An 18,382-nucleotide genomic window follows, 5' to 3' on the forward strand; every position below is an offset into this window, starting at 1 on the left:
AGTTTCAACAAGCCCGGTACAGCACTCTCCAGTGTGCTGTACCGGGTCTTTTTAGCGATCAGAAAAAAACACGTATATTCTTTTCACAAACAGTTCGTATTGATCAAGCTTGTCCGGTCTTACCCGCCACACACGGAGTCCTTCCCTGTTTCAGATGTAATATTTGTAATAAACTGTAATATACCGTCGCCGCATTGCTTAAGGAACAAAAACAAGACTTTTATTTCAACCTTATATTTTGGATGATTTTCACATTGAAAAACCGCCAGATACAAGAATCAAGATCCGACATGCCCCCTATACCGGACAGGCGGCCCCCTAACAAATTATCATTCTCTGCATGTATCTGTAATAAAATGTAAGTGGTTCCCCGTTCTTTAACCGGTTATAATGAAATCAAAGTCGGCATTTTTGATGTGCCTTTCTTTTACCTCCAACACGTTAAAACGATGCCGGTGACCGGCTCGTCTTAACGTAAGCGATCACCTATGTGCGGGAGGCCCCATGACACTAGACATCATGTTGCTGGAAGAAAGAATCGTTCTGGACGGCGCGGCAGTGGATACCGTGGCCGAGCAAATAATCGAGACACAGGAAACGAACGAGATTCCGGACCACGCCGAATATATACACGCTGGAGCTCAGGATGCGAATCCCGTTGAAGCCTCAGTGTCTCAGACCGAAACCGAGACGCAGGGTGCTCCGCGTTTGGAAGTAGTTGTCATTGATTCCGCAGTAGAAGACAAACAGGCCATTCTCAATTCCGTGTCCGACGATATGACTGTTATTGTTCTTGAATCCGGTCAGGGCCTCTCCAGAGTTAGCGATCTGCTTGCCGACATGACCGATATCGACGCCCTGCACATCATTTCTCATGGTGAATCCAATCAGATCACACTGGGCGGGGAGGTCATCGCATCAGGCAATCTCGGAGATCACGCAAATGAACTGCTTTCATGGCAGGACGCTTTCAGCGCGGATGCCGATATTCTGCTTTACGGCTGCAACGTGGCTGACTCGACCGAGGCTGACGAGTTTCTGGGCCGCATAGCGGCATTGACCGGCGCGGACGTATCAGCCTCGGACGACCCCACCGGAGCTGAAAACCTTGGCGGCGATTGGGAATTGGAAGTCAAGTCCGGTTCCGTGGAAACGGATGAAATCGTTGTTGCGGATTATGACGGGACCTTAGATACACCGGCCATGAGCGGAACAGACACGACTCTCACGGCATTCAAGGGTCAAGCCACGGCTGTGGATCCCGGTTTGACCATTAACGGAAGCGGCAACATCACTAACGCTACAGTTGCACTCAACAACTATAAGGCCGGCGACTCCCTCTCATTTACCTCCATGCATGGGATTGCAGGAAATTTTAACACGACTACGGGTGTACTGACTCTGTCCGGGACTGCTACTGCCGAAAACTGGCAGGAACTGCTCCGCACTGTCGTTTTTTCAACTTCATCAAACGACCTCGCCACCAACCGGGCGGCCACATTTACGTTAGGCAATATGATCTCGATGGAAGTCAACGGCAAGACACATTACTATGAACTGGTAACGTCCACCGCCACAGTTGCCGATGCACTCAGCGATGCAGAAAGCCGGAACTACTTTGGATTGCAGGGCTATCTTGCCACCGTCACCTCTGTAGCAGAAAACAACCTGCTGGGCAGTATGTTTGAAGGCATGGCATGGATCTCCGCTACCGATGATCCTAATCAGGGAGTTGGTGCATCAGAAGGAAATTTCTACTGGTTTTCTGGTCCGGAAAAGGGAGAACAGTTCTGGTCCGGTGGGGCCCCCAGTCTCGGGGGAGTTTCGTTCGGGGGCATGTATGCCAACTGGGTCGGTGACGAACCGAACCATATGGGTCCGGAGAATCACACCGTATTTGTTTGCGCCGATCCAGGTTTCACTCGCGGGTGGTACGATGTCCCGGGAAGTCAGTCCAAACAGTATATTGTCGAATACGGCGGCATGCCGGGCGAACAGGAATTGAACCTCTCTCATTCCCGGACTATTGACGTCATCACCAACACGGCCCCGAGCACCGGAACGAATACAGGGTTGACTGTGCAGGAAGACGCTTCCTCCACAACCATAACTGCGTCCATGCTTGCTACCACCGATACCGAGCATGGGGCAAGCGAAGTAACCTATACCATCACCGACGCTCCAGACAAGGGAACGCTGAAACTGAACGGCGCGGATATCGGCCAGAACAGCACCTTCACCCAAGCTGATATCGCAAACAACAGGCTGAGCTTCACGCCCGCCGCAAACGCCGAAGGCTCGGACAGCTTCGCCTTCACCGTAGCCGACTCCTTAGGAGCATCATCCGGCCCCACAACCTTCAACCTGACCATTACCCCGGACAATGACGCTGTTACAACCACGACCCCCGGCAATCTGAACCAGACACACGGTTACAATGAAGGAGATGCATCGGTTGCTCTGGGCGACATAGAAGTCGCGGACCCGGACACGGGCGAACAGATCACCGCAACTATGACTCTGGCCGACACCTCAACCGGCGCGCTTACGGCCAATGACGGAGCCTCTTACACCGCCGGAACCGGAGTATGGACAATAACCGGAACCGTGGCCGAGGTGAACACGGCACTGGCAAACGTGGCGTTCAACCCGGTTGCCGACAACGATTCCGATACCACCATCTCCATAAATATTACGGATGGAGAATCCGCCGCACTGACCGGCACCATCAACCTGAACGTCACCAGCTCCAATGACGCCCCCACAGCCACCAACACGACCCAGACCAAAACCTATAACGAAGGCGACACCTCGGTTGCTCTGGACGACATAGAAGTCGCGGACCCGGACACGGGCGAACAGATCACCGCAACTCTGACTCTGGCCGACACCTCAACCGGCGCGCTCACGGCCAATAACGGTGCCACGTACACAGCCGGAACCGGCGTATGGACAATAACCGGAACCGTGGCCGAGGTAAATGCTGCCCTTGCAGCTGTATCTTTTACTCCGGCAACCGACAATGACACAAACACAACTATTTCCGTAAACATCAAGGATGGTCTGGAAGACGGCGCAACCGCCAAGACCGGCACCATAACCCTGAACGTTACCGGCTCCAATGACGCCCCAACAGTCACCAACACGACCCAGACCAAAACCTATAACGAAGGAGACACCTCGGTTGCCTTGGATGACATACAAGTCGCGGACCCGGACACGGGCGAACAGATAACCGCAACCCTGACTCTGGCCGACACATCAACCGGCGCGCTCACGGCCAATGACGGTGCCACGTACACAGCCGGAACCGGCGTGTGGACAATAACCGGAACCGTGGCCAACGTGAACACGGCACTGGCAAACGTGGCGTTCAATCCGGTTGCCGACAACGATTCCGATACCACCATCTCCATAAATATTACGGATGGAGAATCCGCCGCCAAGACCGGCACCATAACCCTGAACGTCACCAGCTCCAATGACGCCCCCACAGCCACAAACACGACCCAGACCAAAACCTATAACGAAGGCGACGCCTCGGTTGCTCTGGACAATATAGAGGTCACAGACCCGGACACGGGCGAACAGATCACCGCAACTCTGACTCTGGCCGACACCTCAACCGGATCCCTCACCGCCACATCCGGCAATGGGGAAAACTACACTGCGGAGACGGGAGTATGGACAATAACCGGAACCGTGGCCGAAGTTAACGCGGCACTTGCAGCAGTATCTTTTACTCCGGCAACCGACAATGACACAAACACTACTATTTCCGTAAACATCAAGGATGGTCTGGAAGACGGCGCAACCGCCAAGACCGGCACCATAACCCTGAACGTTACCGGCTCAAATGACGCTCCCACAGTCACCAACACGACCCAGACCAAAACATATAACGAAGGCGACACCTCGGTTGCTCTGGACGACATAGAAGTCGCGGACCTGGACACGGACGAACAGATCACCGCAACCCTGACTCTGGCCGACACCTCAACCGGCGCGCTTACGGCCAATGACGGAGCCACGTACACAACCGGAACCGGCGTGTGGACAATCACCGGAACCGTGGCCGAGGTAAATGCTGCCCTTGCAGCTGTATCTTTTACTCCGGTATCCACCAACAAATCCGATACCACCATCGAGATAAATATTGCTGATGGAGGAGAAAACGGAGTTGCCGCCAAAACCGGAACCATTATTCTGGATTGCATTCCGGCCCCGACGCCAACCAACCCGGACAATTCTGCAACCAATACTTCTGGAAATGAAACAAATCCCCCAATCACTGATCAGGGCAAAGCTGAGCAGCAGATCAAGCCCGATTCTCCCAGTGGAGATAACGGCCCGACCGGTGCCAATCCCCCTGAGTCAGAGTTTAATACGAATACCGGGGAATTTGCTTCTGCAGCAGGGGAATTCGACGGTCCCGGAGAGGCCTACGTCGACCTTGCGCAGGTCCTCAACGCGCTGGGCGACGGGGGAGACTTGATCGATCCCTACAGCGGCCCGGTCAGCACTGACACGGACCTGAGCCATGTGGTGCGCGCCCTGCAGATGGCACCTTCTACAATGGGAGGCGGTTTCGGAGGACAGGCCGATCCCTTGAGCGTTAATACCGGACTGGGTACGGCAACAGCAGAAGCTTCTTCCTCTGCTGAGAATGCTGCACCCCGAACCGAAGGAACCGGTTTTGAGCAGGAAGGCCAGACACCCGGATTGACCGGACAGCAAAACATTCAAGCCGATATCCAGAGCATGTCTGTTGCTGTGGAGGGACTGCGTTTCAATTCACAACAGGCTGATTTTTCCGTGACGTCACTGGAAAAAGCCGTCAACCAGCTTTCAGAACTTGCCAAAACAGGTCAGGTCAATGAGCCCGAAGCCATGAACGAAATTTCGGACATGGCCGACGAATTGACTGAAATCTGTGAGAAATGCGCCAGCAAAGGTGAGGATGTAAGCGAACTGCTGGCAAAACTCAATAATGTAAGACAGGCTATGACCAACTAGACCTGCGTCTGTATTTCACGTTGAAGGTGTATCTTAAGGAGTGAGTATGCGTTCTCGTTTTATTGTTAAGTTTGTAATTACAGCTTTTTTTGCGGTTGCCCCATTCATACTGAGTGGCTGCGCCGCAAAGAAGAGTCCTGAAAGCCTGCGGGCACTCAATGCCGGGAAAGACATCCAGTTTTCCAAAGCCAATGAAAACGAAATCATTGTCAAATCAGGAAATGGAACTGTTTCCGTACCGCAGATCAGTGGCACAATCACATTGGATGAAGCTATTGCCTACGCCTTGACCCACAACCTCAATGCCGCAGTTTCCAAAACAGAGGAAGAGGTGCAGCGCGAGATGTCCACGGCGGCCATGATGAAAATGCTGCCTGCCCTGATCGCCAATGTAGAGCGCAGCTGGAAGTCAAGGCACGTTCCCAGCAAATCGGTCAACTATACCACCGGGGCGGAATCCTTGGCCCCGTCCATATCATCCGAGCTCGAGACAGCTACCGAAAGCGTGGAACTGTCCTGGGATCTTCTGGATCTTGCAATCAACGTCAACCGCTGGAAACAGTCCGGTGACCGGGTCAGGATCAGGGCATTGCAGCTCAGGCGGATCAAGCAGAACCTTGCTTTCGAGGTGACCGGAGCCTACCTGCGGGCAGCTGTGGCCAAGGACGCTGCCAAGCAGGCCGAAAAGGTGATCGGCTACGCCCTGCAACGTCAGGAAATCATTGATACCCAGATGGAAAAAGGACACATTCCCAAAATCGACGGATTGCAGAGCAGTATTGATATTGCCGAACTTCTTATCCGGTTAACCCGCTATTCCGACGAATATAAGGCTTCCAAGACGGAACTGGCCCGGTTGCTGGGGGTGGCCCCGACCACTCCCTTTGAGCTGGTCGATATTGATTTTGCATCCCTCCCCGGACAATTGATCATGTCTGGTGAAGACATGGGCAGGGAAGCCATGCTCAGCCGCCCGGAACTTTTTGAGTTGGACATCGAAGAACAGATCACATCCAAAGATGCGGAAATCGCCATCATGAGCATGTTCCCGGACCTGACCCCCTTTGTCCGCTACCAGCATGATGCCAACAAGTTCCTGACCCGCCACGACTGGTTTGTTTCCGGCCTCAAGCTTTCCTGGGACATGCTTTCAATCCCGGAAGCATACGCCGAACAGCAAACCGCAGCGGCCCGTGAACGCCTTGTACGCAAGAGACGCATGAACATGGCGATGGCCGTGCTCACCCAGCTCCGGCTGGCGGTAATTGAATACGAAAACTACATGCGTCAGGTTGAACAGGCTCTGGAGCTGGAGAAACTGCGCAAGGATCTGGCTGTTGAAGTCCACCAGCAGGTGGAAACCGGAAGGCTCAAGGAAAGTACCCTGCTTAATGCCGACCAGCTTTACATTGTAGCGCATCACGCCCGGTTGACCGCAGCAGCCCGGTTGCTTACAGCGCGCCAGCGCATACTGAACAGCATGGGCCGGGACTGGGATGCCGGAGGTAAAAAAATAGTTTCCACCGCAAATGATCTGGAAGTTGCCCTGCAATGATTAAATCAACAACGCATATACACATAAAGATGATGCAGACCGTTGTTATGGCGGTCTGCATTTTGCTGTCAGCCTCATCCTCCATGGCCCAGACGGATCTTGAGGAGGGGGTTCCGGTTGTTCTGGCTCCACGTCACGAATCCATGCTTTCCGCTGAAATTGATTCACGGGTCGCGGCCATCGGTAAAGAATTCGGGCAGAGCTTCAAGAAAGGGGCAATGCTGGTCCGTCTTGATGCTGTTCCCGCAGGTCTCGGCGTACGTAGGACCAAGACCCTGCTGGCAGAGGCACGCAAGGGACTCAAAATAATGGAAGACCTGTTCAAGACCAAATCAGTATCCATTCTTGAGCTTGAAGAATCCCGTTCCAAACAGGTGGTTGCAGAAGTTGATCTGGCTATAGCCCGTCAGAAGCTGGCCCGTTGCGCAGTCAGGGCACCTTTTACCGGCAGGGTGGCCAAACTGCTGGTCAATGAGCATGAATGGGTAAAAATCGGCACCCCGCTCATGGAAATTGTTGATGATTCCGTGCTGCTGGCAAAATTCCTGCTCCCGTCCTCCATGTACGGCAACGTGAAAATAAACAACAAAGTAACAATAAATATTCAAGAAACCGGTAAGAATTATGAAGGGGAAATTTCCCACATCGGTGCGGAAGTGGACCCCTCCAGCCGTTCCTTCGAAGTCTTTGCCGAAATCAAAAATGATGGAGCCCTGCGAAGCGGCATGCGCGGCCTGATAAAACTGCCATGAACACCGCAAACGAAAATACCGTCCGCATCCTGAGCGTGCTCCAGCAATTGGGCCTAGAGGGAAAGACTGCACCCTCCCCGTCCACTTGCGGGAAAAATAATACAAAAATCAGTCAAGACCGGCCGGAGCTGAAAAACTATACCCTTGAGAACGGATAGTTTTGATGGGAGGTTCAAGCCCGGTCTGCTCACGAATCTTCTTGCGAAGCCGGGTCACCATAACTGCCAGGGCTCCTGCACCGTAAAAATCATCCCCCGCATAATCAAGATCGGCCATGAGTGTTTCCTTCGCCACGGGGGAACCGTTTTCGGAGATCAGAATACGCAGGAAGCTCATTTCCTTCTCAGTCAGCTTGGCCTCATTGCCCACCGGAGGAGTCAGAACCCAAAGCAGGGTGTTCAGCCTCCACTGGCCCGATTGATTTGAGGAGGGCCCCTCATCCGGAACTTCCGGCCTATTGCCCAGCCTCTCGACAAGACTGCCTACAGCAGCAACCAACTCCCGGCAATCCAACGGTTTGGTGAAATAATGGTCCGCACCGCACTCATAGCCGCGCATCTTGTCACTGATGGAATCTCGTGCAGTAAGAACTATTATGCCCATGTTCGTTCGCTGGCGCAGGGTTTCCACTACCTCGAAACCGGACTTGTCCGGCAAACCTATGTCCACGACAGACACATCATACTCGCTACCGATCAAGGCCTCAAAAAACTCTAGGGCCGACCCCGCTCCATGCGCCTCAAAATCATTAAGCGTAAAATATTCCAAAAGGGTCTCAAGCTGCTCAACGTCATCTTCCGCTATAAGAATGCGGCCCTTGGGCATGGCAATCATCTCCTACTTCATCTCGAACACAGGCAATTCCATAACAAAAACAGCCCCCTCTCCAAACCGTGAGGTTACCCGTATTTCCCCTTCATGCAAAGCAATTATCTTTTTCACCAGATAAAGCCCTATCCCGACGCCGAGCTTGCGGCCTACATTCTGGGAACGGAAATATTTTTCAAAAATACGTTCCAGATCCTCGGCCCGAATGCCCATCCCATAATCGCTCACCTCTACAACGATCCGTCGACTCTGCGCAGAAATATTTACAGTCACCGCACTATCCGCCTCTGAATATTTACAGGCATTATCGAGAATATTGATGACTGCGATATTGAGCAGATCAGGATCACCGACAACAACAGGGATATCACCTGTCTGCTGAAAATTAACGGTATGATCAGGGTGGGCATTACGGATATCCCTTACAGCCGAACTGACCAGATGAACAATATCGACCTGCTGTTTTTCCGGCTGCATCCCCGCATTATCAAGACGGATTTTGGCCAATGATTTTTCAAAAATATGCACAAGTTTACGCGTGGAATTACGCATACGCCCCAATTCTTTGCTGACATCTTTTTTGTCTTCACGGCTGGTCTTGAATTCAAGCAGATCAAGATTAGATGATATCACTGCAAGTGGCGAGCGGTACTCATGTGAAATCATATCAATAAAATTAAGGTTTGCCTTGATGGCCGCACGTTCCGCTTCGAGAGCCTCCTCTGCCCGGAGCTTGGCCTGCCTCAATACGCGGTTCCAGTAGAGAATTCCGGCCAACAGCACAACTGCCCCGAGAACGATCTTCCAGATAAGCGCGTAATCCACACCGCGCTCATACTTCACCGCCATCCATTTGTTTACAACGCCTCGTACTTCTGCACTGCTCATTGAGCCTACAATCTTCTGGAAAATATGGTTCAACTCTACGGAGGAAGTCCTGGTTGCCACCGCATAAGAAGCCTTGATTCTTGTATGTCCGATAATCTTAAGTTCGGTCAAGAAATTGGTCTGAACTTCATGGGCGGCAATGGGTGAGGTGGCAATAAGTCCGGCATAAAAACCGTCCCTGACCTGTTTCAAGCCGGACTTGACGGATTCAACTTCACGCACCTTGATTCCGGGATATGCTTTTTCCATTTCTGTGAGAATCCCACTGCCCTTGACACTGAGGAACATCTGACCTGCTTCCGGTTGAAATTCATCCTGAAATAGTTTGTCCATCCTTGCCACGACCACATATGGGAAAGATACATACGGGGTTGTGTAGGTAACACCGGGTTCCGGCGGTTCCTTCAACTCGCACATCATGACGAGGTCGCACTTATTCTCCAGCAGATCCCGTACCGGATCGGCCGACTCGACCGGAAGCATTTTGATTCCCGATCCAAGGCTGTCGTCCGCCAGTTGCATGAAGTCGGCGACCATCCCTTTTAGCCGGCCATTGGGAGCAAAAAAGCAGAAAGGGGGCAGTCCTTCCTTGAGACCGACTCCGAGGTTATTACGGATGCTCAAAAAATCCCTTTCCCGATCTGAAATTTTTATACGTCCTTTCAGGTCCACCGGGTTCCAGGCCCCCCCCTGCAGCCATCTGGCTCTGATCCCGACAATCTGTTCCTGAGGGATACTTCTGAGAACCTTATTGAAAATGGAAACAAGTTCCGGCTGATCATTTCGCAGACTATAGCAAAGAGATGTGGTTTCCCCGGTAGGAAAGGAACTTTCAATGAAATCGGCCATGCCGAGCTTTGCGACGATGTAAAAAGCTGGTTCTCCGGCAATAATGAAATCACTTCGTCCGGAGGCAACACTCTTGACCAGCTCATAAGTATCCGATTCCCAAATGATTTTGACGTCCACCCCAAGCCTTTTGACCTGATTGAGCATATTGATATTGCCGGTCATGACCGTAGCCCGTTTCCCCTCAAGGTCTTTCAGGCAGTGTATCTTCTCAGGGTTGTTTTTCTTGACAAGCACGACGCTGGAATACTGGCAGTAAGGGACTGAAAAGTTGAAATAACGCGCCCTGCTGGGATGTGAAATAGTAGACGCCATTCCGTCAATTTCTCTTTTTTCAGCACGCTTTAGAAGTTCGGTCCACTTCCCGAGTTCAAACTTGAACTTCAACCCGGTCTTTTGAAAAATAAGGTCGGTAATATCAACATCAATACCGCTGTAGGAACCGTCTTCGTTGCGATGTACAAACGGGTCAAAGGATTCATCCACACCCAGAGTAACGACCGGATGTTCCTTGATATAACGGATTTCATCTGCATTCAGTTCAAACGATCGTGCCGCGGCAGCCATACAGCCAAGGGCTCCCAGAGTTGCGCTGCAAACAATCAATATAATGAGAGACATTCTTGCGATCATTTATTGATATTCACGCTGACATGTATTTTTGTCAATAAAGGGAAAAGTTAAGTTTAAAGAATATTATATTATCTTTTGTAACGATAATTTGTTATGATTAAAGTTAAACTTTGTCATTGCAGGCAAAAATTAATCATAAGATTTTTTGTTTGAATTGAGTAATTAGTAAATAAAAGTCTAAAAGTTTAGAAGTCTATAATGTAAGGTTGTCGGGGTATAATTAAATATGGTAATCTTTAATAGCTAATTTAAGTTGCAAGTGTGTGGGCTTAACTTGTTGCTATAACTGTTATTGCAACTATGGGGGGAACGGTAATGAGGTCTTCTGGCAAACTAAGTTTAAGAATTAAATTTTTGGTTTTAACTATTGTAACTATAATTCTTTTTGTCGCACTTGGGCTACTAGGTAATTCAGGTGATACAAAAATGATTTGGGCTGTTGTTCTCGGCTCAATTGTTATGTCCCTGCTTTTCTATTTTTTGCAGATTAAGATGCTAATTCGTCCGTTGGCTGAAATTGAAGAGGTTGTGAAACTCGTTAAGGGGGGTGATTTTGAGGCCCGTCTTGATGTTGATTCTTGTGGTGGGATTGGTGATCTAGGGGCTAATTTGAATCTGATTTTGGATAAGGTAACGGACAAGATTTATTGGTACGAAAGTCTACTTGATGCAATCCCGTGGCCTATCTCGGTTACTGACATGGATATGAATTGGACATTTATAAATAAAGCAGCAGCAGATGTAACGTCTTCTACTCGAGAAGAGGTTGTTGGAAAACAATGCAATAACTGGGGAGCAGATATTTGCAACACAGAGCGCTGTGGAATTGAATGCTTGAGACGAGGAGAGGAAACATCTTTTTTTACTCAACCTGGACTTAATATGGATTTTAAAGTTGATACTGCATATTTGACTGATAAGGAAGGACAGCACGTAGGTCATATTGAGATTGTTCAGGATATTACTGAAGCAAACGAGATGAAACGTAAAGCAGAGCAGGCATTGAAGGATGGTATGCTCATGGCTGCTGATAAATTAGGGGCTATTGTCGAAAACATTACTTCTGCTTCTGAACAACTTTCTAGCCAAGTTGAAGGAGCTAGTCAGGGTGCAGAGACTCAGCGAGAACTTGCAGCTGAGACAGCAACAGCAATGGAAGAAATGAACACCACTGTACTTGAAGTTGCTCGTAATGCCGGTGATGCCGCATCCAATGCTGACATCACACGTTCCAATGCAGAAGAAGGTTCTGACGTAGTTGAGAATGTTGTTAAATCTATTGCAGAAATTAGTAGACGTGTGGAAGGGATGCAGCAAAATGTTAATGAGTTAGGAGACCAAGCGCAAGGCATAGGTCAAATCATGGATGTTATTACAGATATTGCAGATCAAACTAATTTACTTGCTTTGAACGCTGCTATTGAAGCTGCTCGAGCAGGAGAAGCCGGTCGTGGGTTTGCTGTTGTAGCTGATGAAGTTCGTAAGTTGGCAGAAAAAACTATGCAGGCGACTACCGAGGTAGGGCAATCTATCTCCGCAATTCAAGGCGGAACTAAGAATAGTATAGAAAATATGGAGATGGTTGTTGAAGTTGTGAATAAGAGTACTGACCTTGCTCAAAAATCAGGAGTCGCTCTTGAAGGAATACTAAGGCTTGCTGAGGGAACATCAGATCAGGTGAGTGCCATTGCTACCGCTTCTGAAGAACAAGCTTCCACTGCTGAAGAAATATCAAGGCATACTGAACAAATAAATCAAATTTCATCTGAAACAAGTGTTACAATGAGTCAAGCAACAGAAGCAATCACTGATTTGGCAAGGCAAGCAGGAGAGCTACAGAGATTGATAGAAGAATTGCGTCAAGCTTAATTTGTAGAGGCTATGCAGCCATTCTTAGTTTTTGCATCGGGGTGATGCCGCCAATACCCATATTGGGGCGGTCATTGTTATATGCCCAGAGCCATTTGGTTGCGGACTCTTGCAGCTCTTGGATGCTTTCAAAGATGTATGGCTCAGCCAATCGGCAATAAGCTCATTTTCTGCGGACAGCTTCGGTTCGTAACTGTAACAAGTTTGGCTGAAGCTGAAAGCTTCGCACGCCTGACGGATATTGGTCTTTTTCTCCTTCACGGCTGCCTTTGCCATCTTGCACCGACAAGATGGCTTACCATTTTTTTCAAGTGCTTCCTTGACGATTTCCGCTTTCAATCGTTCTTCGGCGTACATTTTCTTTAACTGGCGATTCTCGCGTTCCAGCTCTTTCATTCGGGCCATCAGGGGTGCGTCCATACCGCCATACTTGGAACGCCACTTATAAAACGTGGCACGGCTCATTCCGTGTTCACGGCAAAGTTAGGCAACGGGAACACCATTCTCGGCCGTCTTCAAAATACTCAAAATTTGACTGTCACTGTAGCGTGACTTTTTCATCTGAATATCCTAGGTTTTCTTTACGATAAAATTCTACTTTTCAGAACAATTAATTATCGGGGGGATTACCCTATAACCTGATTTTTTACTTTATTTTTGGCGAGCATTGCAACGCTGCTTCCCGCTATTTCAACGCTTTTCAAACGACATGAATTATTTGGTGTAAAGCTGTGTTTTCTTGTGCGAAAAGAAACCACAAAAATCTTTGTTTATCCAAATATTCCATTAGATACGTATACATGCTACAGAAAACCAAGCATTCATTTAAACTCTTGCAAAAGGCTAAGTCACAATGACTTTGCAGAACAGACTACATGAAAATGCTAGATGCCTGCATCTAGTGTTAATTACTTTTTTTTTGATGCGAGGATATGCGTGGCAATAGAATCCAAATTATTTTGGGGAGTTGATCTTGGGGCTGAAACAATAAAAGTTACTGTTTTGTCTGAAAGCAATGGCGAGCCACATATACAAAAAACATATCGAAAAGCGCACGATAAAGATCCATTCAATGTTTTACGTGTGCTTCTGCAAAAATCCGGCTGGACACCTTCATACCCAATAGCAGCTACTGGCAGATATAGCCGAGGACTCACATGCTTGCGAGTGCCTGTAAAAGCAGCACTGGCACGCGGTATTCGCTTTACCCACCCAAACGCTTCCCCATGCAGCGTAATATCCATAGGAAGTCAGGGGTTTTCTGTGCTGGAATTGCGTAGCGATGGTCAGGATCTTTACCGAGAAAATTCCAGATGTTCGCAGGGGACAGGTAATTTTCTTTGTCAGCTTGTTGAACGATTCGGGTTAAATATATCCGAAGCGAGCCAAAAGTGCGTGAGCGTAGAAGAACCATTGGTATTTTCAGGACGCTGCCCTGTAATTTTAAAAACGGATATGACTCATCTGGCAAACAAGGGTGAAAACATTGAAAACATTCTTGCAGGTCTGTTTGATGCTGTCTGTACGAATGTACAATCCCTGCTCAAGCCCGAAAGTTCTCCCGATAAAATCATTCTTACAGGCGGAGTTACCCAGTCTGCCCGTATCCGGCGTAATTTTACCTCTTTCTCCAATTCCCGCCATCTGTCACTTCTCGAGAATAATAAATATTCCACTCATTTTTCCGAAGCCGTGGGAGCTGCCCTTGTTGCCTTTGAGCAAAAACCTAAAGCTCCAAAACTTGAGCAGCTATTTCGAAATGAAAGTAAAGGGACCTTTGAAAAGGTTGTACCGCTGAGTAAATCTTTTGAGAAGGTTAAACGTATTTCAGATGAAACATGGATAAAAGACGATCCTTTGTGTGACGTTGTTTTAGGTTTCGATATAGGCTCAACCGGCTCCAAGGCCCTTGCGGTAAACAGCAATACGTTTGAGCCTGTATGGGAAAAATATATAAATACTCAGGGCGATCCCATTACCGCAGCTCAGAAACTTGTAAGCCTTTTTTTAGAGGAGACAGGCAGTAAGCATAAAGTTTGTGCTGTCGGCGTTACCGGGTCCGGCAGGGATCTTGTCGGCTCGTTGATGGGAAGTTGTTACGGGAATGAGCCGGTCGTCATCATGAATGAAATTGCCGCTCATGCTGAAGGGGCTCTTTATTTTGATTCTGAAGTCGACACAATTTTTGAAATAGGCGGTCAGGATGCAAAATATTCCAGACTTGAAGACGGTCACATAATTGATGCGGCAATGAATGAAGCCTGCAGTGCCGGGACGGGATCTTTCATAGCTGAACAGGGCGGCAGATTCGATGGAATCAGCAATGTTACCGAAATGGATAAAATTGCCATGGAAGCCGAATACGGGGTTTCCCTCGGGCAACATTGTTCTGTCTTCATGGCCGAGGTCATTGCTGATGCAATTGCTGAAAAAGTGCCCCAGCCTTCAATCATAGCAGGTCTGTATGATTCCATTGCCCTGAACTATCTAAACAGGGTCAAAGGGCCCCGCTCCGTCGGTAAGAAAATATTCTGTCAGGGAATGCCTTTTAAATCTGACTCCCTGCCGGCAGCCATTGCGAACAGAACCTCTCGAAATATTATTGTTCCCCCTAATCCGGGAACAATCGGTGCGCTGGGGATAGCATTAATTGCAGGCAGACAGGAAAATAGCTCAGGTTATGATCTTGATATGAGCACTTTTCTTGGTGCTGAAATTCTGACTAAGGATACATTCAACTGTAAATCAAATCAGGGCTGCGGTGGGAGCGGCAATAAATGCCGAATTGACCGGATTAAAACTGTTGTTCAAAACGAGGAAAAAGTATTTCTATGGGGAGGTAATTGTTCGCTATACGAAAAGGGAACTAAAAAGAAGAAGCTTCCAGACCTCACGCCCGATCCTTTTCTAGAAAGGCGCAGACTGGTATCTTCGATAATTTCTTCACTCCCGCAGCAACCTGAGCGCCCTACAGTTGCTCTGGTTGAGGAATTCGGTTTAAAGAGCTGGCTCCCTTTTTTCTGTCATTTCTTCAGTGAACTTGGATTCAATGTAAAAGTTTATTCTGAAGAAGGAATAGCTTCACTTAAGCTGGGTATTGAAAATAGTAATGTTCCTTTCTGTGCACCAATGCAAATTTATCAGGGAATAGTCTCAAAAATTATTAATACAGGGACCGAAGACTTCTTTTTTGCCCCCAGACTTCGGGAAAATCCTCGGCATGGAACGGAACTTCATGCCTGCAATTGTCCAATAATCCAAGCCAGCCCGGATCTTGTCTATTCAAATAAATTTTCGCAAAAGATGAAAATTTTAGATCCGTGTATTGATATCGGGATAGAAAATTTTCAATCTGAAAGGTTCATTGAATCAGTAAAAAGGCTTGCCGGTCAGCTAGGCGAAACTGAATATCAGGGCGCTTTTGATGCGGGATGCCGGGCTCAATTATCCTTTGAAGAGTCCTGCCGCAATTTAGGTCGTAACGCTTTGGAATTTGCAAAACGGCATGATTTGAAGGCTGTTATTGTTATCGGGCGTAGCTATACAATTCATAACGATATCCTTAATGCCAATGTGCCAAACCTGCTTCGGGAGCAGGGAGCATTGGCAATTCCTTTGGATTGTTATCCCATTAGCAAAGAAATACCCGTATTTTCAGAAGTTTACTGGAGTTCATCCCAAAGTTGCTTACGCGCTGCCCACCAGATTCGCAGAAGCCCGGGCCAACATGCTGTTTACTGCTCAAACTACTCATGTGGTCCTGACAGTTTTACCCTGCATTTCTTCTCATACATAATGGAAAACAAGCCGTTCACCATAATTGAGACAGATGGACATTCCGGCGATGCCGGAACAAAGACCCGTATTGAAGCCTTTCTTTACTGCGTTTCTTCCTACATTAAGAAGTCTGCTCGAGCTACGAATCAGGGATTAAACGATTTTAGAGACACTCGGGTTGCAGGAGATCCTATACTCAACGTCCGCAGTACAGGTGAAACTCTTATGATACCGAGAATGGGACCATGTGCAGAAACAATCGCCGCTCTCCTTAATGCGGAAGGAGTGCGGGCGGAAGCCTTAGCCCTCGGGACAAAAGAGGATTTGCAATTAGCCCGTAAATATACCTCCGGCAAGGAGTGCATCCCGATGGCCATAACACTGGGAAGTTTCCTTACCAGAGTGCTGCAGGCTAAAGATACTGACGAGCGTTTTGCTTTTCTCCTGCCGGGGGCCAACGGTCCCTGTCGTTTTGGTATGTATAATATTCTCCAGAATATTATTTTTGAGCGAATAGGACTTTCAGAAAAAGTTCGTATCATATCTCCATCGGACGAGGACTATTTTGCAGAGGTCCCTGTAGATTTCCAACTGCGCGCACTAGCCTGCTTTATTGCAACGGACATGCTGCAGGCAGCCCTTCATGATGTTCGTCCGGTAGAAAAAATTCCCGGTGAGACTCAAAAGATATATGACAGATACATTGCCGAGTTAAAAGAGATGATGGTACGCCTTGGAAGTGTCGGAACCTTTAATGCTTTCAGGCAGGTCTGGTCGGGATGCTTCGGGCTTAAAGAGCTGCTGACTCGTGCCGGGGAGGAATTTTCAAAGCTCAAAGATTTTGGAAAAGATATTCCGACTGTCGCGGTGGTAGGTGAGATATACGTCCGCCTAGACACCTTTGCAAACAACGACCTTGTTTTAAAGTTGGAAGAACGCGGTCTGCGTTGTGTGCTTGCTCCTTTTTCCGAGTGGCTTGTTTACTGTACCCTCAATGAGAGGGATAGATGCAGTCAAAAACGTCCGTTACCCGGCGATAGTAGACTAGGTTCCTTTATAACTCATACAGTTCAACGACAAATTATTGAAAAATTGCATAAAGCCGTAGGGTCAAAGCTGGGATGGGGGCCTGTATCCCCTGTGGAGGAGCTTGTTAAGGCTGCAACTCCTTACATCAATCCGGCGCTTATAGGTGAGGCTGTTTTGAGTCTTGGCGGCCCGCTTCATGAGTTCTGTCACGATAAAATTATTGGTGCGGTGACTGTTGGACCACATGAATGCATGCCGAATAAAATTGTTGAATCACAGTTTCAGCATGTAAATGAAGATACTGGATTGATATGCCTTGCTTTAGCCGTGAACGGCGAATCCTTAAACCCTGAATTGTTAGACCGTTTTGCTTTTGAGGTACATGAAAAACATGGAAAAAATCGATAAGTTACTACTCGCCATATTTTTGTTTGTTGCGCTATTCAGCGCGTTTCCTAAATCTGCTTTTGCTCTTGATTTGCAGACGGTGATTCGTAATGTGGAAGAGCAATACAACGGCGACTCGTCTTATGTGGAAGCAATTATGAAGATAAAAACCGGTAACTGGGACCGGACAATCGCAATTAAGGGCTGGTCCCTTGGACGTAGTTTCAGCCTGACTAAAATTCTCAAACCCAAAAAAGAAAAAGGAATAGCGACTCTCAAAGCGAATAAAGAGGTCTGGAATTATCTGCCGCGCATTGACCGGGTGATAAAAATACCGCCTTCCATGATGGGAGCACCGTGGATGGGAAGTCATATTTCAAATGATGATCTCGTCAAAGCTAATCATGTTGACTTGGACTATAATTTAAGCCTCATCGAAGAAACACCGAAACTATGGCGGATTAAATGTATACCCAAACCGGATGCTCCGGTGGTCTGGGGCAAAATTATATATACAATTTTAAAAAAGGATTATGTTCCGCTGGTTATAGAATATTTTGATGAAGAGATGCTTAAGGTACGAACTATTTCGTTTGATGATGTTCAGGTGATGGATGGGCATATCCTCCCTTTGCGAATGACCGTCCAACCGGAAGACAAGCCCGGTGAGCAAACTGTACTTACTTATACCATGATTGATTTCGATATTTCGATACAGGAAGATTTCTTCTCACTGTGTAAATTAAAAAAGATGCGCACATATAAAAGCCATCTTGGCAGAAACCGGGAATAAGAGGTT

The 18,382-nt window shown here is 48.2% G+C and carries 9 protein-coding genes and 1 pseudogene; 6 read left to right on the forward strand and 4 right to left on the reverse strand.

All coding sequences use genetic code 11. The annotated features are described in order from the left end of the window. The first annotated feature begins 504 nt into the window (after positions 1-504). Genes ACKU41_RS10255 through ACKU41_RS10265 form a run of 3 tightly spaced genes read left to right on the forward strand, consistent with a single transcriptional unit; the run spans position 505 to position 7,323 of the window. On the forward strand, positions 505-5,016 hold the full coding sequence (locus ACKU41_RS10255) for a DUF4347 domain-containing protein (RefSeq protein ID WP_321400549.1): 4,512 nt from the start codon (positions 505-507) through the stop codon (positions 5,014-5,016). A 46-nt stretch (positions 5,017-5,062) separates the two neighbouring features. Continuing rightward, positions 5,063-6,571: a TolC family protein gene (locus ACKU41_RS10260; protein ID WP_321400551.1), complete on the forward strand. Its 1,509-nt coding sequence runs from the start codon at positions 5,063-5,065 to the stop codon at positions 6,569-6,571. Continuing rightward, a complete protein-coding gene (locus ACKU41_RS10265) occupies positions 6,568-7,323 on the forward strand; it encodes an efflux RND transporter periplasmic adaptor subunit (protein ID WP_321400553.1) in 756 nt (251 codons plus the stop codon). The genes ACKU41_RS10260 and ACKU41_RS10265 overlap by 4 nt, the downstream gene beginning before the upstream one ends. Positions 7,324-7,431: 108 nt before the next feature. Here the strand turns inward: ACKU41_RS10265 and ACKU41_RS10270 are convergent, their stop codons facing one another. Together ACKU41_RS10270 and ACKU41_RS10275 are read right to left on the reverse strand one after the other, a co-directional pair. Further along, on the reverse strand, positions 7,432-8,148 hold the full coding sequence (locus ACKU41_RS10270; RefSeq protein WP_319777235.1) for a response regulator transcription factor: 717 nt from the start codon (positions 8,146-8,148) through the stop codon (positions 7,432-7,434). A 12-nt stretch (positions 8,149-8,160) separates the two neighbouring features. After that, a complete protein-coding gene (locus ACKU41_RS10275) occupies positions 8,161-10,509 on the reverse strand; it encodes a transporter substrate-binding domain-containing protein (protein WP_321400556.1) in 2,349 nt (782 codons plus the stop codon). A 327-nt stretch (positions 10,510-10,836) separates the two neighbouring features. Here ACKU41_RS10275 and ACKU41_RS10280 point away from each other — a divergent pair, with 327 nt between their 5' ends. Then, the gene (locus ACKU41_RS10280; protein ID WP_321400558.1) at positions 10,837-12,390 is read left to right on the forward strand and encodes a methyl-accepting chemotaxis protein; all 1,554 of its coding nucleotides are present in this window, start codon (positions 10,837-10,839) and stop codon (positions 12,388-12,390) included. Between the two features lie 10 nt (positions 12,391-12,400). Here the strand turns inward: ACKU41_RS10280 and ACKU41_RS10285 are convergent, their stop codons facing one another. Together ACKU41_RS10285 and ACKU41_RS10290 are read right to left on the reverse strand one after the other, a co-directional pair. Further along, positions 12,401-12,541 carry an integrase core domain-containing protein gene (locus ACKU41_RS10285; protein ID WP_319777238.1) on the reverse strand — a complete coding sequence of 47 codons (141 nt, stop codon included), beginning with the start codon at positions 12,539-12,541 and terminating at the stop codon, positions 12,401-12,403. Further along, positions 12,535-12,951, reverse strand: a pseudogene (locus ACKU41_RS10290) (transposase); the annotation flags it as partial. The gene ACKU41_RS10285 and the pseudogene ACKU41_RS10290, both read right to left, overlap by 7 nt. Before the next feature lie 606 nt (positions 12,952-13,557). Here ACKU41_RS10290 and ACKU41_RS10295 point away from each other — a divergent pair. Together ACKU41_RS10295 and ACKU41_RS10300 are read left to right on the forward strand one after the other, a co-directional pair. After that, the gene (locus ACKU41_RS10295) at positions 13,558-17,604 is read left to right on the forward strand and encodes a BadF/BadG/BcrA/BcrD ATPase family protein (RefSeq protein ID WP_321400561.1); all 4,047 of its coding nucleotides are present in this window, start codon (positions 13,558-13,560) and stop codon (positions 17,602-17,604) included. Beyond that, positions 17,588-18,376 carry an outer membrane lipoprotein-sorting protein gene (locus tag ACKU41_RS10300; protein ID WP_321400563.1) on the forward strand — a complete coding sequence of 263 codons (789 nt, stop codon included), beginning with the start codon at positions 17,588-17,590 and terminating at the stop codon, positions 18,374-18,376. Before ACKU41_RS10295 ends, ACKU41_RS10300 begins: the two co-directional genes overlap by 17 nt. Positions 18,377-18,382: the final 6 nt, after the last annotated feature.

Origin of the sequence: Maridesulfovibrio sp., assembly GCF_963678865.1 — a bacterium.
Classification (GTDB): Bacteria; Desulfobacterota; Desulfovibrionia; order Desulfovibrionales; family Desulfovibrionaceae; genus Maridesulfovibrio.